At 69.6% G+C, this 25,290-nt stretch carries 20 protein-coding genes and 2 tRNA genes; 9 read left to right on the forward strand and 13 right to left on the reverse strand.

The features are described from left to right. The first annotated feature begins 12 nt into the window (after positions 1–12). The 4 genes from gltX (at position 13) to K8556_RS33000 (ending at position 2,206) form a co-directional block, all read left to right on the forward strand. Positions 13–1,464, forward strand: a complete 1,452-nt coding sequence (gene gltX / locus K8556_RS32985) for a glutamate--tRNA ligase (protein ID WP_223744082.1) — start codon at positions 13–15, stop codon at positions 1,462–1,464. Positions 1,465–1,510: 46 nt separating this feature from the next. Continuing rightward, positions 1,511–1,921 (forward strand): hypothetical protein, encoded by a 411-nt coding sequence (locus tag K8556_RS32990; protein ID WP_223744083.1) that lies wholly within the window; start codon positions 1,511–1,513, stop codon positions 1,919–1,921. Between the two features lie 61 nt (positions 1,922–1,982). Beyond that, positions 1,983–2,053, forward strand: a tRNA-Gln gene (locus tag K8556_RS32995). A gap of 81 nt (positions 2,054–2,134) precedes the next feature. Next, positions 2,135–2,206 (forward strand) — tRNA-Glu (locus K8556_RS33000). A 134-nt stretch (positions 2,207–2,340) separates the two neighbouring features. Here the strand turns inward: K8556_RS33000 and K8556_RS33005 are convergent. Then, entirely contained in the window at positions 2,341–3,309 is a 969-nt protein-coding gene (locus K8556_RS33005; protein WP_223744084.1) for a response regulator, read from the reverse strand. Positions 3,310–3,381: 72 nt separating this feature from the next. On the opposite strand from K8556_RS33005, the gene K8556_RS33010 reads away from it, so the two are divergent. Then, positions 3,382–3,954 carry a hypothetical protein gene (locus K8556_RS33010; protein WP_223744085.1) on the forward strand — a complete coding sequence of 191 codons (573 nt, stop codon included), beginning with the start codon at positions 3,382–3,384 and terminating at the stop codon, positions 3,952–3,954. Here the strand turns inward: K8556_RS33010 and K8556_RS33015 are convergent. Continuing rightward, complete coding sequence (locus tag K8556_RS33015) at positions 3,932–5,089, reverse strand: sensor histidine kinase (RefSeq protein ID WP_223744086.1); 1,158 nt, start codon at positions 5,087–5,089, stop codon at positions 3,932–3,934. The genes K8556_RS33010 and K8556_RS33015 overlap by 23 nt on opposite strands. A gap of 135 nt (positions 5,090–5,224) precedes the next feature. Then, positions 5,225–5,485: a DUF2795 domain-containing protein gene (locus K8556_RS33020; protein WP_223744087.1), complete on the reverse strand. Its 261-nt coding sequence runs from the start codon at positions 5,483–5,485 to the stop codon at positions 5,225–5,227. 195 nt (positions 5,486–5,680) lie between these two features. Here K8556_RS33020 and K8556_RS33025 point away from each other — a divergent pair, with 195 nt between their 5' ends. Continuing rightward, positions 5,681–5,887: a hypothetical protein gene (locus K8556_RS33025; protein WP_223744088.1), complete on the forward strand. Its 207-nt coding sequence runs from the start codon at positions 5,681–5,683 to the stop codon at positions 5,885–5,887. Between the two features lie 65 nt (positions 5,888–5,952). Here the strand turns inward: K8556_RS33025 and K8556_RS33030 are convergent, their stop codons facing one another. The 7 genes from K8556_RS33030 to K8556_RS33060 all read right to left on the reverse strand — a co-directional run bounded on the left by K8556_RS33030 (position 5,953) and on the right by K8556_RS33060 (position 14,645). Beyond that, positions 5,953–7,602 carry a pyruvate dehydrogenase complex dihydrolipoamide acetyltransferase gene (locus K8556_RS33030; protein ID WP_223744089.1) on the reverse strand — a complete coding sequence of 550 codons (1,650 nt, stop codon included), beginning with the start codon at positions 7,600–7,602 and terminating at the stop codon, positions 5,953–5,955. Between the two features lie 6 nt (positions 7,603–7,608). Beyond that, complete coding sequence (locus K8556_RS33035; protein ID WP_223744090.1) at positions 7,609–8,595, reverse strand: pyruvate dehydrogenase complex E1 component subunit beta; 987 nt, start codon at positions 8,593–8,595, stop codon at positions 7,609–7,611. A gap of 55 nt (positions 8,596–8,650) precedes the next feature. Then, positions 8,651–9,778 (reverse strand): pyruvate dehydrogenase (acetyl-transferring) E1 component subunit alpha, encoded by a 1,128-nt coding sequence (gene pdhA / locus K8556_RS33040; protein WP_223744091.1) that lies wholly within the window; start codon positions 9,776–9,778, stop codon positions 8,651–8,653. A 131-nt stretch (positions 9,779–9,909) separates the two neighbouring features. Beyond that, positions 9,910–10,677 (reverse strand): hypothetical protein, encoded by a 768-nt coding sequence (locus K8556_RS33045; RefSeq protein WP_223744092.1) that lies wholly within the window; start codon positions 10,675–10,677, stop codon positions 9,910–9,912. Between the two features lie 45 nt (positions 10,678–10,722). Continuing rightward, the gene (locus tag K8556_RS33050; RefSeq protein WP_223744093.1) at positions 10,723–12,306 is read right to left on the reverse strand and encodes a hypothetical protein; all 1,584 of its coding nucleotides are present in this window, start codon (positions 12,304–12,306) and stop codon (positions 10,723–10,725) included. A gap of 101 nt (positions 12,307–12,407) precedes the next feature. After that, positions 12,408–13,880: an MFS transporter gene (locus K8556_RS33055; protein ID WP_223744094.1), complete on the reverse strand. Its 1,473-nt coding sequence runs from the start codon at positions 13,878–13,880 to the stop codon at positions 12,408–12,410. Between the two features lie 84 nt (positions 13,881–13,964). Next, positions 13,965–14,645: an NUDIX hydrolase gene (locus K8556_RS33060; RefSeq protein ID WP_120617963.1), complete on the reverse strand. Its 681-nt coding sequence runs from the start codon at positions 14,643–14,645 to the stop codon at positions 13,965–13,967. Between the two features lie 130 nt (positions 14,646–14,775). Between K8556_RS33060 and K8556_RS33065 the strand changes: the two genes are divergently transcribed. The 3 genes from K8556_RS33065 to K8556_RS33075 all read left to right on the forward strand — a co-directional run bounded on the left by K8556_RS33065 (position 14,776) and on the right by K8556_RS33075 (position 20,783). After that, the gene (locus K8556_RS33065) at positions 14,776–17,172 is read left to right on the forward strand and encodes a bifunctional UDP-sugar hydrolase/5'-nucleotidase (RefSeq protein ID WP_370640005.1); all 2,397 of its coding nucleotides are present in this window, start codon (positions 14,776–14,778) and stop codon (positions 17,170–17,172) included. Then, the gene (locus K8556_RS33070; RefSeq protein ID WP_223744096.1) at positions 17,172–19,154 is read left to right on the forward strand and encodes a hypothetical protein; all 1,983 of its coding nucleotides are present in this window, start codon (positions 17,172–17,174) and stop codon (positions 19,152–19,154) included. The genes K8556_RS33065 and K8556_RS33070 overlap by 1 nt, the downstream gene beginning before the upstream one ends. Before the next feature lie 96 nt (positions 19,155–19,250). After that, complete coding sequence (locus K8556_RS33075; RefSeq protein WP_223744097.1) at positions 19,251–20,783, forward strand: hypothetical protein; 1,533 nt, start codon at positions 19,251–19,253, stop codon at positions 20,781–20,783. 68 nt (positions 20,784–20,851) lie between these two features. Here K8556_RS33075 and K8556_RS33080 read toward each other — a convergent pair whose 3' ends face one another. The 3 genes from K8556_RS33080 to K8556_RS33090 all read right to left on the reverse strand — a co-directional run bounded on the left by K8556_RS33080 (position 20,852) and on the right by K8556_RS33090 (position 25,282). Further along, a complete protein-coding gene (locus tag K8556_RS33080; protein WP_223744098.1) occupies positions 20,852–22,690 on the reverse strand; it encodes a GspE/PulE family protein in 1,839 nt (612 codons plus the stop codon). Beyond that, complete coding sequence (locus tag K8556_RS33085; RefSeq protein WP_223744099.1) at positions 22,687–24,447, reverse strand: MYXO-CTERM sorting domain-containing protein; 1,761 nt, start codon at positions 24,445–24,447, stop codon at positions 22,687–22,689. The genes K8556_RS33080 and K8556_RS33085 overlap by 4 nt, the downstream gene beginning before the upstream one ends. A gap of 73 nt (positions 24,448–24,520) precedes the next feature. Next, the gene (locus K8556_RS33090; RefSeq protein WP_223744100.1) at positions 24,521–25,282 is read right to left on the reverse strand and encodes a uroporphyrinogen-III synthase; all 762 of its coding nucleotides are present in this window, start codon (positions 25,280–25,282) and stop codon (positions 24,521–24,523) included. Positions 25,283–25,290: the final 8 nt, after the last annotated feature.

Consider the following 25,290-nt stretch of genomic DNA (forward strand, 5'->3'; position numbering starts at 1 on the left):
GCGCGCCTGCTCATGGCTCCGTCAAAACCCCGCGTCCGCTTCGCTCCGTCACCTACTGGATACCTCCACATCGGAGGCGCCCGTACCGCGCTCTTCAACTACCTCTACGCGAAGCGCTACGGCGGGACCTTCATCCTGCGCATGGAAGATACGGACCAGGAGCGCTCCACGCCCGAGTCCGTCCAGGCCATCCTGGACGGCCTCGACTGGCTGGGCCTGGACTGGGATGAGGGCCCCGGCAAGGAGGACCCGAAGTACGGTCCCTACTTCCAGACCCAGCGGTTGGACACGTACCGGCGGCACGCCGAGCTGCTCATCTCCCAGGGCAAGGCGTTCCGGTGCTACTGCACCCGCGAGGAGATTACCCAGCGCCGCGAGGCCGTGGAGAAGGCGAAGGGCCCGGGGTCGTACAAGTACGAGGGCACCTGCCACGACCTGAAGGCCCCGCCCCCCGGCAAGAAGCTGGAGGACGCCGTCATCCGCTTCCGCATGCCCTCCGGCGAGGGCACCGTGTCGTTCAACGACAAGGTGCTGGGCACCATCACCAAGCCGTACTCGGACCTGGATGACTGGGTGATGATGCGGGCGGACGGCATCCCGCTCTACAACTACGGCTGCGTCATCGACGACCACCTGATGGACATCACCCTGGTGTCGCGCGGCCAGGAGCACATCAACTCCACCTTCCCGCAGTTGATGCTCTACCAGGCGCTGGGGTGGACGCCGCCGGACTTCGCGCACCTGCCGCTCATCCTGGGGCCGGACCGGGAGAAGCTCTCCAAGCGCAAGCACCCGGAAGCGGACGTGATGCTGCACAAGCGCACGGGCATCATGCCGGAGGCCCTGCTCAACTTCGTCATCCGCCTGGGCTGGAGCCACGGCAACGACGAGGTCATCAGCCGCGAGCAGATGGTGGAGTGGTTCGACTTCGACGGCGTGGGCAGCACCTCCGGCGTGTGGAACCCGGAGAAGCTCCAGTGGCTCAACCAGCAGTGGTTCAAGCTCCTGCCCCCGGCCGTGGTCGCGGAGCGGCTCGTCCCCTTCCTGGAGGCCCGCGGCTTCCAGGCGAAGGGCGACGCGCGCCTGGAGCCGCTGGTGCTCGCGCTGCGCGAGCGCTCGCGCACCCTGGAGGAGATGGCGAACACCGCGTCCATCTACTTCAAGAGCGGCGTCACCCTGGATGAGAAGGCCGCCGCCAAGCACCTGGGCGGGGACTCGCTCAACCTCCTGCGCCAGGCCCGGGAGAAGCTGGCCGCCCTGCCCGCCTGGACGGTGGAGCCGCTGGACGGCGTGGTGAAGACGGTGAGCGAGGCCGCCCAGGTGGGCATGGGCAAGGTGGCCCAGCCCATCCGCGTGGCCATCACCGGCAACACCACCAGCCCCGGCATCGGGGAGACGCTGCTGCTCGTGGGGCGCGAGGAAGCCCTCAAGCGCATCGACGCGGCGCTCGCTCGCGGGACGTGAGATTGCCGGTGGACGCGGGCATCGCCGGGCCCTATCTTGGCCGGCGATGACGCGACCGCTTGACAGCCTGAGACCGCATTTCTATAAGGCGCGCCCGCTCGGGGCGGTGCTGCTGGCCCTCTGGGCAACGGCTTCCGGCGCCGAGCTGGTGAACGGCGCGCAGATTCCGGATGGTGCCCAGAAGGTGGGCGAGAACAGGTACAGGGCTTCGCGAGACTTCGACGCGACGCTCGACTACTACAAGAACGTCTACCCGACCTCGAGCTACCCGAGGCGGTCGATCGTCAACCAGCCGGGCGTCAAGGCCGTGCACATCTCCAACCCCTCCGGGAAGAACTTCGAGGGGCTGAATATTTACGAAGCGAACGAAGAGGTTCGCATCTACGTCGTCCCGCTGCAGGGGGCGGCGAAGCCGGCGAAGAAGAACGAAGGCAAGCCGGTCAGGAAAACGAAGTAGTTGAAGTCAGCAGCAGAAGTCGGTAGTAGAAGCGCCCGCAACAACGCAGCACGCAGCGCCTTGGGGAATCGTCTAACGGCAGGACAGCAGACTCTGACTCTGCTTATCTAGGTTCGAATCCTAGTTCCCCAGCTGAAAATCTCCGGTTGACGAAGCAAAACGGAGAATGTAGGAAGCAGCAGCAGAAACGAAGCGGTTGTAGGGAAGCAAGCCGGCCCTGTCGTCTAGTGGTTAGGACGGAGCCCTCTCACGGCTCAAACTCGGGTTCGAATCCCGGCAGGGTCACAAATGAGACGCCCACCTTCGGAAACGAAGGTGGGCGTTTCGCTTTGCGGGCCATGGGCCATGTTGCCCTGCCCTCGCGTCCAGGTGGCTGGACGCGGGCCGCGGCGGCCCGGTGGCCCGGGCGCTCCTCCGCTTCAGTTCGGGGCCGCGATGCTCTGACGGAAGGCGTCCAGCGCGGCGGTGAGCCGCTGCTGGGCGCGCTGGATGCCCCGGCGCATCAGCAGCATCCGCACCTTCTCCGGCAGGACGCGCGCGGCGTTGGACTGGCCGTAGCCCACCAGGTCCATGCGCAGGGTGATGGCATCCAGGAGGTCGCTCAGGTCGGCGTCCGCGCTGGCCAGGAGCACCACGTCCGGGGAGCGGCCCTGGAGGCGCTCCGCCAGCGTGTGCCACTGGGGGTCGCCGGTCTCCACCACCACCACGTCCGCGCTCTCCAACTGGGGCGAGTACGGCGGCAGCTCCACCACTTCAAAGGACGCGTCCCGCAGCACCTTCACGGCCTCGGCGCTGCCCACCACCGCGACGTTGCCGCCGTGGCCCAGGCGCACCGCCTGCTCGTAGTTGCGCAGCTCCGTCTCCAGCGCCTCGTGCGCGGGCTCCGGCGCGTCCCGGCCCGCGTCCAGCAACGCCGCCGCCTGCCGGGCCATCTCCCGGGCGCCGTCCCGCGTGCGCACGCGCTCCGAGCGGCGCTCCAGCGCGGCGCGCACCTTGGCCCGCAGCACGCGCAGGTCATCGAAGGGCTTCACGATGTAGTCGCTGGCCCCGGCGGCGAACGCGGCGATGACGGACTCGGAGCTGGCGTAGGCGGTGATCATCACCGCCTCCAGCGCGGGCTGCATCCGCCGCGCCTCGGCGATGAGCTCCACCCCGCCCATGCCGGGCAGGTTCTTGTCCGTCACCAGCACGTCGAAGCGCTGGTCCTTCAAGAGGACGAGCGCCTCCTCCGCGCTGCCCACGGGGGAGACGATGAGGTCCGCTTCGCGCGCCAACAGGCGCACGCAGATGTCGAGCACCACCGGCTCGTCATCCACCAGCAGCACCTTCGAGGCGAGCGTCCCCCGCCCTTCCCCTTCACCTTCACCGGTCTCGAACGGGAGATCCATGAATTGGGAGGATCGCACAGCTCTCGTCCAACTTCGAGGGTGGGAAACAGGCGCGCCCACTATGCTCTCCCGGTGAGCTTCGAAGACGCGCTGCGGGAGAACCGGGTGCCCCCGCGGCTGGGCGACGTGCGGCTTTTCTACGACGGGGGGCGGCTGGTGGGGGAGTCCCTGCCGCCGCCCTGGACGCTGCGGCTGTTGCCCACGCTCCTCGTGGCCGGGGCCGCCGTGTGCACGGGGGTGGGGCTGCTGCTGCTCGTGCTGGACACCGCCCGGACGCCGGGCCCCGCGACGCTGCTGCTCCTGCTGGCGGGGGGACTGGTGGGCGGCGCGCTGGTGACGGAGGCGCGGCTGCGGCGGCGGCGCTTCGTGCTGCACTTCAAGACGGAGTCGCTGCGGCTGGAGACGCTCGCGTGGGCGCCGGGCGCGGCCCGCACGGAGGTCTTCCCCTTCGACGATGTGCGCGCGGTGCACATCGTCCAGCCTCCGAAGGGCGGATACGCACTCGTGGTGGAGTACGGCCCGGAGACCGCGCCCCGGCGCGCACTCCTGGTGCGGGACGTGCGGGCCCAGGAGAGCGACACCCTCTACCGGGTGTGGCGGCTGCTGCACAACGCCTTCGGGCTCAAGGGAGCGGGGCTCGCTTGAAGGTGAGCTCGATTTCGGTGCCCTCGCCCGGCGTGGACGCCAGGCGGAGCTGACCGCCGAACTGCGTCACCAGCTCCCGGCAGATGGACAGGCCCAGCCCCGTGCCGATGCCCACGGGCTTCGTGGTGAACAGCGGCTGGAACACCTTCTCCTGGAGCGCCATGGGGATGCCGCAGCCGTTGTCCGACACGGTCAGCACCACGTCCTCTTCCCGCGCCGCCCACCGCACGTCGATGCGGCCCGGACGGTCCGTGCCCTCCATGGCCTGCGCCGCGTTGACGATGAGGTTGAGCAGCACCTGGCACAGCTTCACCGGCCCGAAGACGATGCGGATGGGCTCGCCGTTGCTGGTGAGCCGCGCCCGGTCGCGCACCTCCGCTCGCGCCAGCTTCACCGCGAAGGAGACGACCTCCGCCACCTCCGCGGTGGCCTCCATGTCCTCGCCACGTGCCTGCGCGCGCAGGCCCAGCGCCACGCCGCGCAGGTGGGTGGCGCCCTCGGACAGGTCCTTGATGAGGGACGGCAGGTCCTCGATGGTGGAGGACACCTCCGCGTCCGGATCCGTGGCCAGGTGCTTCGACACGTACTGCACCACCCGCTCCATGTCCCGCTGGAGCGAGGACACGTTCTGCGTGAGGTAGCCCACCGGGCCCATCAGCTCGTGCGCGATGCCCGCCGTCACCTGCCCCAGCGTGGCCAGACGCTCGGACTTCATCATCCGGCCTTCCACCTCACGGATGCGCAGCTCCAGCCGGGCAATCTTGAGCGAGTCCTCCAGCGCCGCGAGCAGCTCCGCGCGGTCCCACGGCTTGACGAAGTAGCGCGTCACCTGTCCGCGGTTCACCGCGTCGATGACGGCCTGCATGTCCGCGTACGCCGTCACCAGCATGCGCTTGGCGTCCGGCGCGATGGTGCGGGCCCGCTCCAGCAGCTCCACGCCCGTCATCCCCGGCATGCGCTGGTCGGACAGCACCACGCCAATCTCCGAGCGCCGCTGCTCCAGGAGCGCCAGGGCCTCGTTGGGGGACGAGCACCGGAAGATGCGAAACCGCTGCCCGAAGTTGGCGTCGAACACCCTCAGGTTGAGGGCGTCGTCGTCCACGTACAGCACGGCGGGCAGGTCCGAGGCGTTCATGGAGCTCCTCCAGACCGTGGCTTCCTCATCCGGAAGACAGGCTGGTCGCGCCGAGGATAACGCGCACGTCCGGCCGCGCGCCTGGGGGTACCTTGTACCCAGGCCGAAAGCGAACGTCGCGCACAGCACTCCGCCTCAGACGGAGGCGTTCCCGAGCGCGAGGGCCACGGTGTCCACCGACGGGAAACGGCCCCGCGGCAGCGTGCCCAGGAGCGACACCACGTGGGAGGGCGCTTCGTTCTCGCGCGCCACCCAGATCAACTGCTCCGCGGTCAGCGGATACACCGCGCCGCGCAGCGCCTGCTGCAGCGAGTGCGCCAGGGACACCACCGGGGTCAGCGGGGCCCCTGAAGGCTCCACCTCCCGCAGTCCAAGTCCCAGGCGCTCACGAGTCATGTCGTCGTTCATTGAGTGAGAAGTTAAGCAGCGAACCCCGCCGCCTGCCGACCTTTTTTCGCCGTCCGAAGGGAGTCAGGCAGGCAGGCGCTCTGCCCCTCCATCCCACCGGGTGGCCACACCAGCGCGGGCATCCCACCGTACCGCCACGGAAGTCCTACCCACACCCCCGACTCCGGGGAGGAGTAACGCACCATGGCGAACACGAAGAACGAGGACGTGAAGCCGGTGAAGCACGTGGAGGCCACGCGCCCGGAGCCGTGGCCCGGCATCCAGGGCCGCAGCCAGGAGCACGAGGAGGAGCTGGAGACGGGCACGCGCCGCGCGGAACAGGCGGACGTCACCGAGGCCCAGCGCAAGCTGGAGAAGGACGTCGAGAAGGACGAGCCGACGCGGGAGTAGCCCCATGCCAGGCCCCGCCCCCGTGCGTGTCACACGGGGGCGGAAGCCGGCGGACCGCTCGACCGCTAGAACAGCAGCCGCGAGGGGTGCTCCAACAGCCCCTTCAGCTCGCGGAGGTACTCCGCGCCGGTGGCCCCGTCGATGACGCGGTGGTCACCCGACAGCGTCACCGTCATCATCTTGCGCACCGCCAGTTGGCCGTCACGCACCACGGCCTTCTCCGCCACGGCGCCCACCGCGATGATGGCGGACTGGGGCGGGTTGATGACGGCGATGAACTGGTCGATGCCGTACATGCCCAGGTTGCTCACCGTGAGCGAGCCGCCGTTGTACTCGGCCGGCTTCAGGGCGCGCTTGCGGGCGCGCTCCGCCATGTCGCGGGACTCGGCGGAGATGGCCTGCAGGCCCTTGAGGTCCGCGTCGCGGATGATGGGGGTGATGAGCCCATCCTCGATGGCGACCGCGATGCCCACGTCCACGGTGCCGTAGTGCAGCACCTGGTCGCCCTGGAGCGACACGTTCATCTTCGGTGAACGGCGCAGCGCGATGGCCGCCGCCTTCACGATGATGTCGTTGACGGACACCTTGAGGTCCAGCGCCTTGGCCTCCTCGCGGATCTTCACCGCGGCGTCCATCTCCACCTCCACCGTCAGGTAGAAGTGCGGCACGCCGGGCTTCACCTCCGACATGCGCTGGCCAATGACCTTGCGCATGGAGGACATGGGCACCGCCTGCGGCTCCGGACGCGTGCCGAAGGCGCGAACCTCCGGCTGCGCGGCCTTCTTCGCCGCCGGCGCCTGCGCGGGAGCCTTCGCCAGGCCCTGGCCCAGCGCCTGCTCCACGTCGCGCTTCACCACGCGGCCCAGCGGGCCGGTGCCGCGCACCTGGCTGATGTCCAGCCCGCGCTCCTGGGCCATGCGCTTCGCCAGGGGGCTTGCGCGCAGCCGGCCGCCAGCGCCGGAGGCCGGAGCCTGGGGCTCGCGGCGCAGCGGGACGACCTGTCCCCCGGCGGGCGCGGACGGAGCCGCGGCGGCGGGAGCGGAAGCCTTCGGGGCGGCCGGAGCCTGGGGCGCGGCCGCCGGAGCGGAGGCCCCGGCCCTGGCACCCTTGGGCGCGAGGAACGCGATGGGCGCGCCGACCTTGGCCATGTCACCCGCCTGCACCGTGATGCGCGCGAGCGTGCCGTCGTCGTACGCCTCCACCTCGAGGTTGGACTTGTCCGTCTCCACCTCGGCGATGGCGTCCCCGGAGGAGACCTTGTCCCCTTCCTTCTTCAGCCACTTGACGATCTTCCCCTCCGTCATCGTCGGGGAGAGGCTGGGCATCAGGATGGCAATCCCCTCGCCCGCGCCGCTGGCGGCGGGAGCCGGGGCCTGCTCGGGAGGCTTCGGGGCGGCGGCGGGAGCCGCGGCCTTGGGGGCCTCCGCCTTCTGGGGCGCGGGGGCCGAAGGCGCACCACCACCGGTGGCCTTCTCACCCTTGGCACCGAGGAAGCCGATGGGCGAACCCACCGTGGCGACCTCGCCCTCGGGCACGGCGATTTCAATGAGGTAGCCGTCGTCGAAGGCCTCCACCTCAAGGTTGGACTTGTCCGTCTCAACCTCGGCGATGGCGTCTCCGGAGGAGATCTTGTCTCCCACCTTCTTCAGCCATTTGACGATCTTCCCCTCCTTCATCGTCGGGGAGAGGCTGGGCATCTGGATGGGCGTCGCCATACGCGTTCAGGCTCCCTCGCGGTACAGGACCTTCTTGATGGCGGCGATGATCTTGGGCGCGTCCGGCTGGGTCGCGTTCTCCAGGTTCGCCGCATAGGACATGTTCACATCCAACCCGGTGACGCGCACGACCGGCGCGTCCAGGTCGTCGAACGCCTGGGACTGGATGAGGTCCACCACGGACGCGCCCACACCGGCCAGCGCCCAGCCCTCTTCACAGATGACCGCGCGGTTCGTCTTGCGCACGCTCGCGAGGATGGCCTCCTCGTCCAGGGGGCGCAGGGTGCGCAGGTCCAGCACCTCCACGCTGATGCCTTCCTTCGCCAGGGCCTCCGCGGCCTCCATGCAGAAGTAGTACATCCGGCTCCAGGTGATCAGCGTGACGTCCGTGCCCTCACGCTTCACGTCCGCCTTGCCCAGCGGGACGATGTGCTCGCCTTCCGGCACCTCGCCCTTGATGGCGTAGAGGCGCTCGCCCTCGAACATGACCACCGGGTTCTCGTCCCGGATGGCGCTCTTGAGCATGCCCTTGGCGTCCGCCGGGGTCGCCGGGGCAATCACCTTCAGGCCGGGGAAGTGCGCGTAGTTGGCCTCCAGCGCCTGGCTGTGCTGGCTGGAGAGCCGGCCGCCCGCGCCGCCCGGGCCGCGGAACACGATGGGGCAGCGCAACTGGCCGCCGCTCATGTGACGCAGCTTGGCCGCGTTGTTGACGATCTGGTCCATCGCCAGGATGGCGAAGTTCCAGGTCATCATCTCCACCACCGGACGCAGGCCCACCGCCGCCGCGCCCACGGAGAGGCCCGTGAAGCCCAGCTCGCTGATGGGCGCGTCGATGATGCGCGCGCTGCCAAACCTGTCCAGCAGGCCCTGGGACACCTTGAACGCGCCGTTGTAGCGGCCCACTTCCTCGCCAATGAGGAACACATTGGCGTCGCGCTCCATCTCCTCGGCGAGCGCCTGGTTCAACGCTTCGCGATACATCAACTCGGGCATCGTCGGCTCCGAACTCGAATCTCGAAAGGGTAGTGGCTTGGAGGGAACGTGAGCGCTAGCGGCTCAGGCCCGCCTTCTTGTCCGCCTGCTCGGCCTCGGCGCGGGGCTCCAGGTCCCAGGTCACCTTCAGCTCCTGGCCCGACGGGTACTTCGGCCAGTTGGTGACCTTCACGCCCAGCACGCGCTCGCGCGGGCGCACGTCCTCCTCGCCCGGCTCCACGATGGTGTCGCGCCACAGCTCGTCCACGCTGGGCTCGGGCGACTCGTCGGCGAACTTCACCGCCGCGTCCACCGCGCGCTTCTCCTCTTCTTCAATGGCCTCGAAGTCCGCCTCGGACAGGCCAAGGCCCTGCTTCATCGCGAACTCGCGCAGCTTCGGGATGGGGTCGTTCTTGCGCTCGTCCTCCACCTCCTGCTTGGTGCGGTAGTTCGCGGGGTCCGCCATGGAGTGGCCGCGGAAGCGGTAGGTGTTCGCCTCCATCAGCACGGGGCCCTTGCCCGCGCGGCAGTACTCGGCGGCGTCCTTCACGGCCTCGTACATCTTGAGGACGTCCATGCCGTCCACGGCCTCACCGCGCATGCCGTACGCGGAGGCGCGCTTGTGGATCTCCGGCACCGCGGACGTGCGCGCGATGGCCGTGCCCATGCCGTAGCGGTTGTTCTCGCAGATGTAGATGACCGGCAGCTTCCACTTCTGCGCCATGTTGAAGGTCTCGTGGAACGAGCCCTGGTTGGCGGCCGCGTCGCCGAAGAAGCACACCGTGACGCGGTCTTCGTTGCGGTAGCGGCTGGCGAAGGCCATGCCCGCCGCGAGCGGAATCTGCCCGCCGACGATGCCGTAGCCGCCGTAGAAGTGGTGCTCGATGTCGAAGATGTGCATCGAGCCGCCCTTGCCCTTGCTGTAGCCGGAGCCCCGGCCGAACAGCTCCGCCATGATCATCCCGGCGTCGCTGCCACGGGCCAGCGGCTGGCCGTGGTCGCGGTAGGCGGACAGCATGTAGTCATCCGGGCGGATGGCCTCGTTGCAGCCCACCGCCACGGCCTCCTGGCCAATGTAGAGGTGGCAGAAGCCGGCGATCTTCCCCAGCGTGTACTGCTGGCCGGCCCGCTCCTCGAAGCGGCGCAGGAGGTACATCTTCCGGTACATCGTCAACAACAGGTCCTTCGAGTACGCGCTGGCCACCGCGGCATGCCTCCGTCTGGGCCGCCCCTGAAGACCCGAGGGGGAAGGGCGGCGAACGCCGTGCGCCTCTTAGCGCGCGGCCATGGGACTTCCAAAGCCTTTCAGAAACCGTCGTCCATCACGCCTTTCTTTCAGGCGCGCTGCGTCACGTCCTCCATGGAGAAATGGGGCACCGACACGATGCCATCCATCAATTCCACGGCCCGTCCCGAGTGGTCCGTGGCCAGGTGGATGACCGTCGCCTCCGGGAAGCGGTGGCGGTAGTCATTGGCGTGTGTGGGTTCATTGTCGAACGCCGCCACGACGGTGCCCATGCGGCCCAGGCGCGCGTGCGCGTCGCGCTTGAAGGCGTCGTCGTTCTCCGCGAGCGTGGGCTTCATGATGAGGTGCACGCGCCCGTCCGCGCCGGGGGGCGTCACCATCCCGCAGCGCGCGAGGCAGGCCACGGTGCCCTCGCGCATCGCCTCGTGGCGGCCCGTCAGGTAGACGACCTGCGCGCCCGTGGCGGCCACCGCCTGGGTGAAGTCCGCCGCGCCATCAATGGCCTCGTCGGAGACGCAGTAGGCGCTGGTGAAGAAGCGCTCCTGCCAGAAGGCGCGCGCGTCCGCGTAGCGCTGCTCCACCTCCGCGTCCTCCAGGCCGCACGCGCGCATGGCGGCGCGCATGTCCCAGCCGGTGTCCCAGTGGCGCGGCTCGCACACGGAGAGCAGGTGCAGGGACCGCGCGTCGCCGTACTCGCGCAGGATGCGCGCCTGGCGGGGGCGGTTGTCGAAGAGGGTGGAGTCCAGGTCGAACGCCAGGACCGCCTGGGGGCCGAGCGAGCGGGCCTTGTCCAGGATGTTCCGGAGGGCCTCGCGCCAGTCCGGCTTCACGCGCTGCTTGAGATCTTCAAAAGCCATGGACGCCGGAAGATACATGCCCCCGGCGCGGGGCGGCCCATCAAATCACGCGCCCTGGCGCCACGCGGCCGGTTGGATGGGCACCGACCCCGCGGGCTCCGTGCCCTCCGCCAGGACTCCGGGGGCGCGGGCGAAGTTCTGCATGCGCTGGATGCCGTTGCGGTCCAACACCAGGCGGACCAGTTGCGCGGATTCATGACGCACGCCGTCTTCCATCACCGTGAAGCGGAAGACCAGGTCCACCGGGTAGCGCTTCGCGCCGCGGATGTGGCCCACGGAGAAGTCCCCCAGGTCCACGTACTCCAGCGCGAACTCCGGCTCGTCCATGTCGCGCAGGAAGCGCCCCACGTTCAGCCGGAGGATGTCCGTGACGCCCGTGAGGCCGCGCTCGGAGCGGGGCAGCAGGCGCGCGTCCAGCACGATGCGCTTCTGGTAGCGGATGACGGCCTCGGACAGCTCGCCCTGGGACACGGTGAGGAAGTCGTCCTGCAGCCGCAGCGACGACACCGCCTGCGGCACCTTCACCGCCGCGCCGTAGTCCACGCGCTCCTCGCACGTGCCGATGGCGCGCGCCGTGACGGGGTCCACCAGGTCCGTGGTGCGGTCGTAGAGGTGCGTGGCGGCCACGCGGCTGAACATGCGCCGCAGCCCTTCCTTGATGCGGTCCTTCATCATGTAGCCGACCACGGCCACCAGGAAGAAGTTGAGGCTCACCTGCGTGAAGCGCACCTGCGCCCAGAGCGCCACCGACGTGGCGAAGGCCATGGCCACGCCCGCCGCGATGGCGAACAGCACCTCCTCCCAGCCCTGCCGCCGCTGGCGCCTGCGCGAGGACAGGAAGAGCACGTTCATGCAGAACTTCTTCAGGAAGCCCAGCCGCTGCATGTACTCCTCGTTGTCCCCGGTGGGGCTCAACACGGAGCGCAGCCGGTGCTCCTTGCGGTAGGACTCCTCGCGCAGCACCGCCTCCATCAGCCCCTTGCGCAGGGGCAGCCACGGCCCCGTGCGCGGCAGCGCGTCCATGTCCGCCACCGCGCGGCGGAAGAACTGCTCCACCAGCAGGCTGACGTACTCGTCCACCAGCCGCAGCGACGCGCGCGTCTTCTCCTGGAGCTTCGCCTCGCCGGTGGCGCGCAGCCACGCCCGGAAGCGCTCCAGCACCACGGGCACGGAGTCCCCCGCCTGCCGCACCACCGCCTCCAGGTCCACCCTCCCCGCCTCGCCGACCTTCGCGTCACAGCGCGTCTCCACCGTGGTGGCGAACCGGCGCAGCGCGCCCCGCAGCACGCACGAGAAGAGCTTCGCCTGGTAGACGACGTCCGCCTCCGGCGCCACGCCCGTGCGCTGCCACGCCTCCAGCTTCACCAGCGGCGAGCCCTCCGACGACAGGAGCTCTCCCAGCCCCATCACCGGCGTCTTGAAGCGCACGTAGTTGTGGATGTCCGCGTAGAAGTCCGCGCGCGGGTACGTCTCCGCGTCGATGTTCAGGCTCGACGGCAGGAAGAGGTAGGCCTCCACCAGGTAGCGCGTCTCGTCCGCGCCCGTGGGCTGGTACTCGAGCTTGATCTCGAACTGCTTGCGGTCGTGGACGTCGAACCGGCTGTGGAGTGCTTCAGGGGCCTGGGACACGGACGCCAGTCTATGTCACAGGCCTGTCACACGGGAGCCACCCTCACCGAAGGATGGGCAAGCGTCCGGGGCGACACACCCGGACGCGCTCCCGTGGAGCTTCAACCGTTGGTGCCCGTACGGGAAGAGGACGCGCCCGGCAGGGCGCCCGGGACGACGTCGCCCACCGGCAGGGGCGCCGCCCTGGGCTGGGGCTTCGCGTTCCACACGCGCGACGCCAGCACCAGGCCCACCACGGCCAGCGGCAGCATGGCCAGGGGCCACGGCTTCCAGTTGGCGGGGTCCTTCATGGCGTCGCCGGTGGGGAGGATCCGCCCGTACACGAGCGCGTGGATGGCCGTGCCCGCGTACACCGCGCCGTCGATGATGCCCACCACGATGCCCGCGTTCTTCTTGCCGCCGAAGTCCATGGTGGCCGTGCCGGACAGCATGCCGTGCACGCCGATGACGCACAGGGACATGAACACCACGGACCAGCCGGCGCCCACCGTGCCCAGCAGGAACACCGCGCCGACCGCGCCCAGCAGCAGGCCCGCGTAGAGCACCGCGGACACGGGGCCCCGGCGCGAGTCGAAGAGGCGGTCGCTGATGACGCCCGCGAACATGCCGCCCAGGATGCCGGCGACGCACGACAGCATGCCCCAGTTGGAGGCCACGAAGCCGCCGGACTCCCCCACCGCCTTGGCGTACTTGGGGAACCACTGCATCACCGCGTTGCGCAGGAAGCCGCTGCAGAACTCCACGCCCAGGATGATGAGGATGACGCGGTTGCTCAGGAGCTTGCCGAACAACTGCGGCACGCTGAGCGCGGGGCCCGTCTCACCGCTGGACGCGTCCGCCGTGTCGAAGTCCGGGTGGCCCGTCTGGGACGGCGTGTCGCGGATGACGAAGAAGTCCAGCACCAGGAAGGCCAGGAGCAGCGCCGCGGGCACGAAGAACACCCACCACACCGGCGCCGCGTCCGCGATGAAGCGGCACCAGTCGAACGCGAAGTACAGGCCCAGCGAGATGAGGATGCCGAACACGCCGCCCAACTGGCCGCGCTCGCGCACGTGGAACCACGACGCGTTCACCTTGACGATGGAGACCGCGCCGAAGCTCTGGAAGTACATGTTCACGCTGTAGAGGAACGCGAGCCACGCGACCACGCCGCCCGGCGGGGCCCAGCCGTTCTTCAGCACCGCGTACACCAGGCCGCCCATGGCGATGTTCGCCGCCGCGCTGCCGCCCGCGGACAGGAGGATGGTGAAGCGGCCGCCCAGCTTGTCCGTCAGCGGGCCGTTGAGCAGGAAGGCCACGCCGTACGTCAGCGTCCCCCAGAAGAAGATGGTGGCGAAGTCCGCGTTGGACGTCTGCGCGCCCATGGCGCTGGTCGCCACGTTGACGTTGTAGCGCCCCATGTAGAGGAACGCGTACGTCAGGCCCAGCGGGAACCAGTTGAAGAAGCGGCGGCGGCGGAACGCATCGGTGTGCCCCAGCTCCACCTTCGGCAGCCGGGAGAGCACCAGGCCAATGGCCCCGAGCAGGATGACGATGGGGAGGAGCTGGGCCAGCCACGGGGGCAGCGACGACATGCGACGAACCTCGCCTGCTAAAGGAAGCGGAACGGGGCGGCACCCTACCCCGTCCGTCCTCGGCCCGGAAACAGCAAGCGGCTTTCAGGAAAGCCGGGCGAGCAGCCGCGTGAGGGAGACCTCCGTCTTCGCGTCCGCGATGTCACCCCGGCGGCACGCGTCCAGCACCGCCAGGAGCGGCCGCCACTGCAGGTGGATGCCCTCCTCCAGGGGAGAGCCGTCTCCCTCCACCTCGCCCTGCGCCACGCCGGTGACGTCCACCGCGGCCGGGAAGACCTTCTCCGACAGGATGCCCGGCGCGAGGAAGAACGCGCCGCCCAGGAGCTGGATGTCCTCCGGCCGCACCGTGTAGCCCGCCTCCTCCTTCACCTCCTCCGCCGCGCGGCGGCGAAGCCCCTCCTCGCCCTTGTCCGCGGGCTCCAGCAGGCCCGCGACGATCTCCTCCACGCGCAGATGGCTCACCGTGTCAGGCACGGTCATGGACGCGGTCTGCTCGCGGCGGAAGTAGGCCGCGGGCCGCAAATTCATGCGCGTCAGGACTTCCACGTTTCCATCCGGGGCGCGGCGGTAGATGAGCACCGACACCGCGTCCAACCGGGGCCGGTCCACCACGTCCACCCGGTACACCGGAGACGACGAGCCATCCGCGCGCCGGTTGCGGCAGCGCAGCCGGCGCACCCGGAGGAAACCTTCGTCACAACGCGCCGTGGCGGAGAAATCCTCGATGATCTCGATGTCAGTCACATTGGAACTGCTGGGACGCATGTCTGCCTGCTCTCCTGGTGTCCTGGTAGGTGGAGGTGCCACGGTGGCGTTGCTTGCCCGTGCACCCTTGATCCCGTAGGTTGCGCCGTCCTCAAGTCGTCACTCCCTACGAATCACGGATCCGCCACGAATGTGTCGCGCACTGCTCGGCCTCTTCTGCGCCTGCGCCCTGGCCCTCGCCTCGTGCATGCCTGTGCTGGAAGGCCAGGATTACCACCTTGAAGGTCAGGAGGTGCGGCTTACCCTCCTCCATACCTCTGACATCCACTCGCGGCTCGTCCCGTACGACTTCACGCCGCTGAAGACAGACCAGGACCTGGAACTCATCCCGGAGGCCGGTCCGTTCGGCGGTGCCACGCGCATCGCGTCCATCCTCAAGCGCGAGCGCGCCAAGGGCGACCGCGTCCTGCACCTGGACTCCGGTGACTGCTTCCAGGGCGCGCCCATCTTCAACGTGAACACGGGCGAGGCGGAGTTCCGCTTCCTCTCCGAGTCCCGTCTGGACGCCGCGGTGGTGGGCAACCACGAGTTCGACGCGGGCGCGCTCAACTTCGTCCAGAAGGCGCGCAACTTCGCCAACTTCCCGCTGCTGGCCGCCAACTACTACTGGGACGACCCGAAGACGACCGGCACCAACGGCGCCTCCATGGTGACCAACCCCTACACCATCCGGACGGTGAAGGGCCTGCGGGTGGGCATCATCGGCATGGCGAACATCTCGTCGCTCAACTCCATCGTGGAGGGCGGCAACAGCCTGCAGGTGACGCCGCTGGAGCAGAACGAGGCCGCGCGCTCCTACGTGGAGCTGCTGCGTCCGGTGACGGACCTGATTGTCATCGTCAGCCACCTGGGCCTCACCGAGGACCAGGATCTCATCCAGGGCTACGAGGCCTACTATGAGTACGGCCGCGCCAAGCCCTTCATCAACCGCGCGCACGACGCGTGGAAGGTGCTGGAGTGGTTCGGGCCGGAAGGCAACGACAAGTCGGTGGTGCGCGTGCACATCGCGGGCGTCAGCGGCATGGACGTGGTCCTGGGCGGCCACCTGCACGTGGTGCTCAACCCGCCGCAGTTGGTGACGGACCCCGCCGGCCGCAAGGTCGTGCTGTCGCACTCGGGCGCGTTCGCCAAGTACGTGGGCCGCCTGGAGCTGGTCGTGAAGATGCCGAACCAGCGGGGCGAGGAGAACGGCGCCGAGGTCGTCAGCCAGGACTACCACGCGTTCCCGGTGGACGGCCTCTGGTGCAACGAGGCGATGCGCAAGTACCGCTTCGACGACAACATCTTCTGGGACCCGGGCGAGTTCATCAACGCGCCGGGCGTGCGCGAGGCCATGGTGGAGTGCGGCAAGCAGGAGGACGCGCAGACGACGGACCTGCTCATCCCGTACCTGCTGGGCATGGACGTGAAGCTGCAGCTCACCTCCATCTTCTCCTACGCGCCGCTGGACGTGCAGCGCCGCAACAACTCCAACGGCGGTGACAGCCCGCTGGGCAACATCGCCGCGGACTCCATGCGCAAGCGCAACCGCGTGGAGGCGGAGATGGCGCTCACCAACTCCCTGGGCATCCGCGACAACCTCTACGCGGGCGTGGTGACGCAGGAGGCGATGTTCAACGTGTTCCCCTTCGAGAACACCATCAACATCATGTACCTGTCCGGCGTGGAGATGCAGGAGATGTTCGACTTCGTCACCGAGCGCTCCGCGGAGCGCGGGTGCGTGAGCCAGGCGCAGATCTCCGGCGCCCGCTTCACCATGGACTGCGCCCAGGTGCAGCTCAACGACCTGCGCATCGCGTGCACGCCGGCCACGGTGGCCACGGACTGCCCCCAGGAGAACCGCGAGGGCCACGCGCCCTGGACCTGCCTGGAGGACACCGCCGGTTCGCGCTGCTGGGCGCACACGGGCATCGACATCGAGATCAACGGCAAGCCGCTGGACACCAACGGCACCTACAAGGTCGCGGTGAACGACTACATCGCCAAGGGCGGCTCCGGCTTCACGGTGCTCAAGCGCAACACCACGCGCATCGAGACGGGCATCAGCCTGCGCGACTCGCTCATCGGCTACATGCAGGGCTTCTGCAACTGCGACGACCTGCTCAACGGCCGCGAGACGTCCAGCAACGGCACGCGCTGCGGGTCGCTGGTCGGCGGCAAGTGGACGGTGGACGAGAAGACGCTGAACTCCTGCAAGGTGTCCAAGGACTTCGAGCAGGGGCTCGACAGGACCGTGGGCAGTTGCTCGTGCCGGGACCTGCTCAAGGTGACGGACGACCCGAAGGAGCAGCCGGCGGCCATGGCCCGCTGCGGCCTGCCGGACATGACGAAGCAGGCCGCCGTGGAGCAGTGCGCGCTGCCCCAGGGCCCCTACACCGGCCGCTGCACCTGCCGGGACCTGCTGGTGGGCGGCAACCCCACCTGCGGCAACGTGACCAGCCAACTGCGTTCGTTCTGTGAGAAGCCCACAGCCATGCCCATCGCGAGCGCCATCGAGGATGGCCGCATCGGGCGGAGGGTGAAGTGATGAAGCGGCTCTTCCTGCTGTCCACGCTGGCCCTGGCGGCCGGCTGCTACACGAAGGAGTCCGAGGCGCCCACCGGGCTCACCTCCTTCCGCGTGGAGGTGACCAGCATCACCACCGCGGGCTCGCCCGGGACGCTGCTGCCGGTGGTGAACGCCTGCGCGGCGAAGTACGGCAACGACCAGGCGGCGGTGCCGCCGGAGATGCGCGGCACGGCGGACTGCCCCTACACCCTGCCCCGCGGGGACGTGGACATCGGCCTGTCCATCACCGCGCTGGACGGCCTGGGCGGGGAGATGACGTCCTTCAACGGGCCGGTGTCCTTCCGGATCATCCCGGGCGACCTGACCGGTGAGTACCGCCACCGCTGGGCGCAGCTCACCAACGGCAAGGGCACCGGCAGCGTGCGCGTGGCCCACCTGTACGGCGAGACGCACGTCTGGGTGCAGGACCAGGACCTGGAGCTGCTCTACGCGGACGGCGGCGTCGTGGGCGACCTGTCCCAACTGCCCCAGGAGCCGGCCACGCGCACCCTCGCGACCGGCCTGTCCCCGGGCATCCGCTTCGAGGAGCCGTCGCTCGCCACCATCAACCTGCCGGAGGGCGGCTCGGAGACGAGCGTCTTCACCAAGCAGTTCATGCGCGTGGGCCGCAACCCGGAGTCCGGCGAGCCGCTGACGCAGAACTGCGACCCGTCCGACCCGAACAACGGCAAGCAGATGATGCTGCTGGTGACGGGCACGGACTCCAGCGGCTTCTACGTCACGGACATGACGGCCTGCCGCGTGCTGGAGAAGAGCGTCGCGGGCGCCAACGTCCAGACGGCGGAGCCGGACGGCTACAACCCCGGCCGCTTCAACAGCATCTACATCTACAACTACTCCTTCCCGGAGGGGCTGGACTCCGGCGACCTGCTCTGGACGCTGTCCGGCACGGTGGCGGAGTTCACCAACACCACGCAGATGAGCTTCCCCGCGTGGACGCTGCGGGAGAACGTGCGCCTCCTGCCGCAGGACCAGTGGAACAAGTACCTGGACCAGGTGCCGCCCGTGGAGGTCAACGGCCGGCTGTGCGGCTACAGCAACTCGCCGTACCTGGACGACATCCTGTGCGGCTACAGCTACAAGAACTACAAGATGGAGAGCCTGGAGTCCTCCCTGGTGAAGCTGCGCCGGGTGAAGTTCCCCAAGGTCTTCCGCAACTGCGACGCCAACGGCAACAACGACATGCCCATGTTCTGCCCGGTGGGCAGCAGCGCGTCGCGCACCTGGCAGAACTGCTTCGAGGAGCCGCCGGATGATCCGGACCTGCCGGAGCGCAAGTGCGTCATCGACTGCACGCTGGGCATTGGCGAGTACGCCGGCACCATCTGCGCGGAGAAGACGACGTACACGAACTTCGGTCAGTTCGTGGTGGAGATGAACGCCACCGGCCCGGCGTCCCTGGGCATGGACGAGTCCGTCCCCGGCCGCATCATGAACGTCAACGTGGGCACCACGTCCGTGCGGCCGGACAAGGCGCTGCCCGCGGGCTACCGGATGAACATCATCTGCACCCAGCCGGTGCGCGCGCGCTTCGGCGCGGTGAACGTGACGGCGGACCAGACGGACACGCTCATCCCGGCGGACACCCGCTACGAGTACACCCTGAAGGGCTCCGAGGTGACGGTCGCGCTGGTGCGCGACGCCGCCGCCACGGCCAACGCCGCCTGCAAGGTCGCGCCGGACACGCGCTCGCGCATCAGCCTGCAGATCAAGGACGCGGTGCCGGACCTGAACCCGGACTGCAACGAGAACGACGCCGACGCGGCGAAGGCGCTCCAGTGCAAGCAACTGCGGGCGGCCACCTTCGACGTCGTGGGTCACCTGAAGCACGTGGGTCCGGCGCGTCCGCGCTGGAACGTCCTGCCGAGAGACCAGGACGACCTGTGCTGCTACCCCGGGCCCGGGATGGAGTGCCCGAAGCCCATCAAGCCGTGCCCGTAGTCGCCATTCACCTTTGACGAGTCGCATTGCGCGCCCCGGCCGAAAGCCGGGGCGCAGGGAGGAGCGGTCTCCCCCGGACCGCTTCCTGGAGGGACATTGAAAACGTTGCAGACGCTGGCCCTGGCGGGCCTGACAACCCTTTCCGCGCCCGCTTGGGCCGGGGACTTCGTGGACACCCGTTTGTCGTTCGTCTTCGCGGACGACAACGTGCTGGCGGGCGCGGGAGAGACGACTCCCAACAGCCCCAACGCGCGCTTTGGCGCGGGCAACCAGAACACGCAGTTCTACGACAACTTCAACACCCGGTTCTCCGGCTTCGAGTCGCTGTCGAACGTCGTGCTCTACAAGCGCATGCCGGCGTTCTTCGAGGGCCTCACCACGGAGGCGGCCCTCACGCTGCTGGTGCTGGAGCGCCCGTCCGGCGGTGTCGACATCTTCGACAACTCCAGCTACGTGCGCCTGAACTACCAGCCGCCGGGCTGGGGTGAGAAGGAAGGCCTGTCGCTCACCGGCTTCCCGGTGTCCGCGGACCGCTTCCGTCTGGGCTATGCGTACCGCATCTCCTGGGGCGGCAGTTCCATCTTCACCAACCGCGCCACCGCGTCGGGTGTGCCGGGCGCCAAGTTCCAGGTGACGCGCGACCGCTGGTACGCGTACGTGGGCGGCAAGACGGCGCTGGTGCTCAACGACCTCATCCTGGAGCAGGAGACGCTCTACGGCGTGATGGCGGGCGCGGGCTGGGACATCCTGGAAACGCTGCGCGTGGAGGCCGGCGGCGGCTACTTCCAGAAGGGCATCGTCCCGGGCCTGGCGAACCAGTCCATCGAGGCGGGCGTCAACTCGGCCGGCGTGTCCGCGCAGGTCGTCTACCACGTGGGCGTGCCGGTGGGCACGAGCGTGGACTTCCGGCTCTACAAGAACGACCCGGAAATCTACCAGCGCTTCTTCGCGCCGGAGACGTACCCGGGCGGCCTGTCCTACTCCCTGTCGCTGGAGGGCAGCTACCTCACGCAGACGCTGCAGGACCCGGACAAGTTCGGCGCCACCAAGCCCCAGGGCGCCGTGGCGCTCGCCTTCCAGGGCCGCGCGAAGCTGAACCGCTTCCGCTTCAACGCGCTGGCGCTGGTGCGCAGCCTGTCCTTCATCCAGTTCGACGTGCCGGGCTTCCCCCCGTTCCAGGACTTCCCCACGGGCACGGTGCTGAAGCCCGAGGTCTTCGGCGCGGTGGGCGTGGACTACAACATCGCGGACCTGCACCTGACGCCGGGCTTCATCATCGGCGCGCAGCAGCCGGCGTCCTTCCGCAGCCCGGTTCCGCTCGTGGGCGGCAGCAACCCGCCCCCCGCCCTCACGGGCACGCGCACGGTGGTGGTGCGTGACGCCAACCAGTTGAGCATCCTGCCCAGCACCTGCGGCGGCACCAGCGCCTGCGAGGCGGAGCTCATCTGGTCCGCCAAGGCCACCTTCCGGTGGGACCTGTCGGAGACGGTCGCGGCCGTGGGTGAGGTCTACTACACGTACGACACCAACCGGACCACGTTCGAGGACGACGTGACGGGCATCGCGCAGCCGAACTTCGAGAAGCCGCACGCGCTGGGCTTCAACACGCTGCTGCAGGCGCGCTTCTAGAAGCCGCCCTGCCCGCTCCGGGCAGCTTCGCGGGGCCCGCCGTGCATCACGGCGGGCCCTTCGTGTTTCTAGAAGGCGGACGTCATCCGCACCACCTCGTCGAAGGCGGTGAGGCCCTGCGCCAGCTTGCGCACGGCGGCCTCGCGCAGCGTGCGCATGCCCCCGCGCCGCGCCGCCTGCACCAGGTGCTCGTGGGGCGCCTCGCGGGCGATGAGTTCGCGCACCTCGCGGTTGGTGGAGACGATTTCGAAGACGCCGGTGCGGCCGGAGAAGCCGGTGCCCCGGCAGCGCACGCACCCCGCCCCCCTGGACAGCTTCACGCCGCCGGGCAGGAGCGGCAGGGGCACCTCCAGGGCGAGCAGCTCGTCCGGCGTGAGCACCGCCTCCTCCGCGCAGTGCACGCAGACGCGACGCAGGAGGCGCTGGGCCATGACGCCCAGCAGGCTCTGCGCCAGGAGGAAGGCCGGCACGCCCAGGTCCTTCATGCGCGCCACCGCGCCCAGCGCGTCGTTGGTGTGCAGCGTGGAGAGCACCAGGTGGCCGGTGAGCGCGGCCTGGATGGCGTTCTCCGCCGTCTCCGCGTCGCGAATCTCTCCCACCATGATGACGTCCGGGTCCTGGCGCAGGATGTGGCGCAGCGCCCCCGCGAAGTCCAGGCCCACCTTGGGCTGCACCTGCACCTGGTTGAAGGTGTCCCACACCATCTCGATGGGGTCTTCAATCGTGGTGACGTTGACGTCCGGCCCCGCCACCGCCTTGAGCGCGGAGTAGAGCGTCGTCGTCTTGCCGCTGCCCGTGGGGCCCGTCACCAGGATGAGGCCGTGGGGCTGGTCAATCCACGACTCGAAGTGGCCCTTCTCGTCCGGGTCGAAGCCCAACTGGGCGATGTCCTGCACCAGCGTCTCCGGGTCGAAGATGCGGATGACCACCTTCTCACCGAAGGCGGTGGGCAGCGTGGAGACGCGCAGCTCCACCTCGCGGCCGTCGCGCTCCGTCTTGATGCGGCCGTCCTGGGGGCGGCGCTTCTCCGAGATGTCGATGCGCGAGAGCATCTTCACGCGCGACACGATGGGCGGGTGCACCTGCGCGGGCAGCGTGTAGACGGGGTGCAGCACGCCGTCGATGCGCAGGCGCACCACGGCGGTGGCCCGCTTGGGCTCGATGTGGATGTCCGACGCGCGATTGTCGAAGGCGTAGCGCAGGAGGTAGTCCACCGCCTGCACCACGGGCCGGTCGGACGCCTCCAGCTCCTGCGTGCCGCTGAGCGACACCAGTTGCTCGAAGTTGGCGATCTGCGCGTTCGCGCCGCCGAAGTCGTCCGCGGCCTTGGCCAGCGTGTTCTTGAAGCCGTAGATGTCCGCGATGGAGCGCAGGATGTCCGTCTTCGCGGACAGCACGGGCTCCACCGGCTCGCCGGTGAGCCGGTGGAAGGACTCGAAGAGCTCGCGGTCGAAGGGGTTGGCCACCGCCACGCGCAGCCGCCCCTGCTCGGTGCGCTCCAGGGGCAGCAGCACGTGCTTCTGCGCGTAGGGCCGGGACACCGTGCGGGTGGCCAGCGCCATGTCCATCTTCAGCGGATCCAGCTTCCGGTAGGCCAGCCCCGCGGCGCGCGCGGCGGCCTCCGTGACGCGGTCCTCGTCCAGCACGCCCCGCCCCCCCGGCGCCGGAATCTGGAAGGCCGCGACCACCTCCACGGGCGACACGTCATAGCGGGCCGAGTCCTTGCCCGTCCCCCCCTGGGCCTTGAGGACGCGGGCGCGCGCGGCGGGCTCCCGCGCCTGCACCTCCTGCGCCTGCTGCGGGGTCAGCAGGCGCTGGGCGACCAGGGCCTCCAGGAGGAAGCCCAGGGTGAAGTCCGTGGCCGCGCGCGAGGGGCCGCTGCTTCCGGGGGGAGCCGCCTGGGTCACACCTTCCTCCTTCTGCGGGTGGCCAGGAACAACACCCCGAGCCCCACGAGGAATGCCGCGGAGGAGGGCGCGCTCTGGCAGCCGCAGCCGCCGGGGTCGCTGGTCGTGTCATCCGTGCCGCCGTCCACCGGCGGGGGCGGCGGCGTGCCACCGTCACTGCACAGGGTGCAGGTGCCGCCGTCCGTCTGCGCGTACGGGTCGTAGCACTGGCCGCCGTTGCCGCAGTACAGGCCGTTGGGGCAGTCCTGGTTGCTGCGGCAGGGGGCGATGCAGGCGGTCCCCTCCTGGAACGGCACGCACTGGAGCGGCGAGGAGCAGGTGCCCGCGCCGCAGTCGCGGAAGCAGAAGCGGTCCTCGCCGGTGCCCGCCGGGCGGCAGGTGTTGCCGGGGCTGCACGTGCAGGTGGCCACCGAGCACGGCTCCGCGCACACGCCCTGCGGGTTGCCGTTGAGCTTCAGGCACTGCTGGTTGAAGCCGCACTCCGAATCCTGGAGGCACGGGTCGCCGACGCTGCGCGTGCCCGTGAGCTGCTGCACGCAGGCGTGGTCGCAGGAGCGGCAGGCGTAGTTGGAGCCGCAGTCGCTGTTGGTGGCGCAGTCGGCGACGCACACGTCGCCGCCGTTGTCGGGCAGGGTGTTGCAGGTATAGCCCTCGCGGCAGTCACCCTTGCCCGGGCGGCAGTTCTTCAGACAGCGCTTGCCCACGGAGCCCACGGACGTGCAGGTGGAGCCGGTGGGGCAGTCCGCGTTGGCCACGCAGGACTCCGTGCAGTAGCCGTCCGTCCACGCCGGGAAGGCCGTGGTCTTGTCCGCGGCCGTGAGGCAGCGCGACTCCGGCGCGCCGCACGTGGAGGCGCTGGCGCAGGGGTTGCCCACCTTGGTGCCCGTGCCAATCGCCTCCGGCAGACAGGCGTACTGCGAGCCGGCGATGAGGGTGGACGCGCGGCACTGGTAGGGGTCCGGGCAGGCCCCGGGCGAACCGGACGGGCACGCCTTGGAGCAGATCTTCATCGAGTTGCCGCTGGTGGTGGACTGGGTGGTGACGCAGGTGAGGCCCGCGGAGCACGCGGTGGTGTCACACGGCGAGCCCACCGCGCCCGTCTGGGGGTAGCGCTGGCAGAACGCGCCGCGGTCGTAGGACGACAGGGTGCGCCGCTGCGTGCCCGCGTTCAGCGAGAAGTACATCACCGCGTCCGGGTACTCGTACGTGCTGCCCAGGCCCAGGCAGTGGCCCACCTCGCGCATCACCGCCGTCTGGATGTCCACGTAGCCGGCGGGCGTGGGGGAGAACGTGGTGAAGCGGTGGCTCACGCCGTCCAGGAAGATGTCGCACTGGTAGACGTTGCCGCCGTGGCTCAGCGGCACCGCGGCGGCCACGTTGGCGCCGGCGTTGAGCACGTCCTTGTATTCGGTGCTGTTCGGGTCGGTGACCCAGATGGCGGCGACGCTGAAGCCGTCCAGCCGGTCGTTCACGTCCGGGATGGGGACGATGGTGGAGCGGCCCTTGTAGGTGAAGGCGGGCCACGCGCAGTCCACGTCCTGCCAGGCCTGGAAGGCCTTCTTCACCGCGTCTTCCACCAGCGAGATGTCATTGCCCGCGGGCTGGTTGGTGCGCGCGTCCACGTAGTACGGGAACGGGTCCTGGCTGTTGTTGAGCACCCAGTGTTCCAGGAACTGGTAGCCCCCCTGGGCGTGGGCCGTCGTGGCCAGCGCCAGCAGCCCAAGGAGGAAGACACTCCGCTGCGTCCCACGCATCATCACCCGCACCTCGTCACGTCACGTCCGCACGGGGCGCTCCGCCTGGGCGCCCGGACGTCACCGGGCGGACACTCTACCCGTGAACGGCGCGAACGGTGGCATCCACCAGCGCTTCGGGCGTGGGGCGCTCCGCGACGGCGGCCACGGGGATGCCCAACTGCGTCAGCGCGGTCGCCGTGGTGGGGCCAATGGCCACCACCTTCGCCTGGGCCAGCGGCTCGCGGCCCACCCCCTCCACGAAGGCCTCCGCGGTGCGCGGCGAGGCGAAGAGCACCACCTGGGGCGGGGCCGCGGCCAACTGGGCCAGCGCCTCCGGTTCGACGACGGCCGGAGCGCTGCGGTAGGCCGTCACGCGGGTGACGCGCACGCCCAGGTCGCGCAGGCCGTCCTCCAGCTCCCGCCGCCCCTCCTCCGCCGCGGGCAGGAGCACGTCGTCCTCCGGCCCCAGCACGTCGCGCAGGGCGGTGAAGAGCGCCGCGCCGGTGCCCTCGTTGGGTTCGGCCTCCACCTTCAGGCCGTAGCCCTCCACGGCCCTCGCGGTGCGCGGCCCCACGGCGGCCAGCTTCACGCGGGACAGCCGGTCCAGCGTCCCCGCGAGCCGCAGGGCCTCCAGGAAGGCCTCCACGGCGGAGGGGCTGGCGAACACCACCCAGTGGTAGCGCTGCACGTGCTCCGCGGCGGACGCGAGCGGGCGCGGGTCCTCCGGCGGATGCAGCTCCAGCAGCGGGAGGCTGAGGACGTCCGCGCCCTCGTCCTCCAGGAGGAAGCACAGCTCCTCGGCCCGCTCACGGGGGCGCGTCACCAAGATTCGGATGCCATCCAGTCGCCGGTCCACGGGCCGGC

Source organism: Corallococcus sp. AS-1-12 (assembly GCF_020036995.1).
In the GTDB taxonomy this organism is placed as follows: Bacteria; Myxococcota; Myxococcia; order Myxococcales; family Myxococcaceae; genus Corallococcus.

Excerpts from the sequence above, each read along its gene's own strand:
- gltX (WP_223744082.1), top strand. The coding sequence starts at position 13 with ATGGCTCCGTCAAAACCCCGCGTCCGCTTCGCTCCGTCACCTACTGGA.
- K8556_RS32990 (WP_223744083.1), top strand. The coding sequence starts at position 1,511 with ATGACGCGACCGCTTGACAGCCTGAGACCGCATTTCTATAAGGCGCGC.
- K8556_RS33005 (WP_223744084.1), bottom strand. The coding sequence starts at position 3,309 with ATGGATCTCCCGTTCGAGACCGGTGAAGGTGAAGGGGAAGGGCGGGGG.
- K8556_RS33015 (WP_223744086.1), bottom strand. The coding sequence starts at position 5,089 with ATGAACGCCTCGGACCTGCCCGCCGTGCTGTACGTGGACGACGACGCC.
- K8556_RS33020 (WP_223744087.1), bottom strand. The coding sequence starts at position 5,485 with ATGACTCGTGAGCGCCTGGGACTTGGACTGCGGGAGGTGGAGCCTTCA.
- K8556_RS33025 (WP_223744088.1), top strand. The coding sequence starts at position 5,681 with ATGGCGAACACGAAGAACGAGGACGTGAAGCCGGTGAAGCACGTGGAG.
- K8556_RS33030 (WP_223744089.1), bottom strand. The coding sequence starts at position 7,602 with ATGGCGACGCCCATCCAGATGCCCAGCCTCTCCCCGACGATGAAGGAG.
- K8556_RS33035 (WP_223744090.1), bottom strand. The coding sequence starts at position 8,595 with ATGCCCGAGTTGATGTATCGCGAAGCGTTGAACCAGGCGCTCGCCGAG.
- K8556_RS33045 (WP_223744092.1), bottom strand. The coding sequence starts at position 10,677 with ATGGCTTTTGAAGATCTCAAGCAGCGCGTGAAGCCGGACTGGCGCGAG.
- K8556_RS33055 (WP_223744094.1), bottom strand. The coding sequence starts at position 13,880 with ATGTCGTCGCTGCCCCCGTGGCTGGCCCAGCTCCTCCCCATCGTCATC.
- K8556_RS33060 (WP_120617963.1), bottom strand. The coding sequence starts at position 14,645 with ATGCGTCCCAGCAGTTCCAATGTGACTGACATCGAGATCATCGAGGAT.
- K8556_RS33065 (WP_370640005.1), top strand. The coding sequence starts at position 14,776 with ATGTGTCGCGCACTGCTCGGCCTCTTCTGCGCCTGCGCCCTGGCCCTC.
- K8556_RS33070 (WP_223744096.1), top strand. The coding sequence starts at position 17,172 with ATGAAGCGGCTCTTCCTGCTGTCCACGCTGGCCCTGGCGGCCGGCTGC.
- K8556_RS33085 (WP_223744099.1), bottom strand. The coding sequence starts at position 24,447 with ATGATGCGTGGGACGCAGCGGAGTGTCTTCCTCCTTGGGCTGCTGGCG.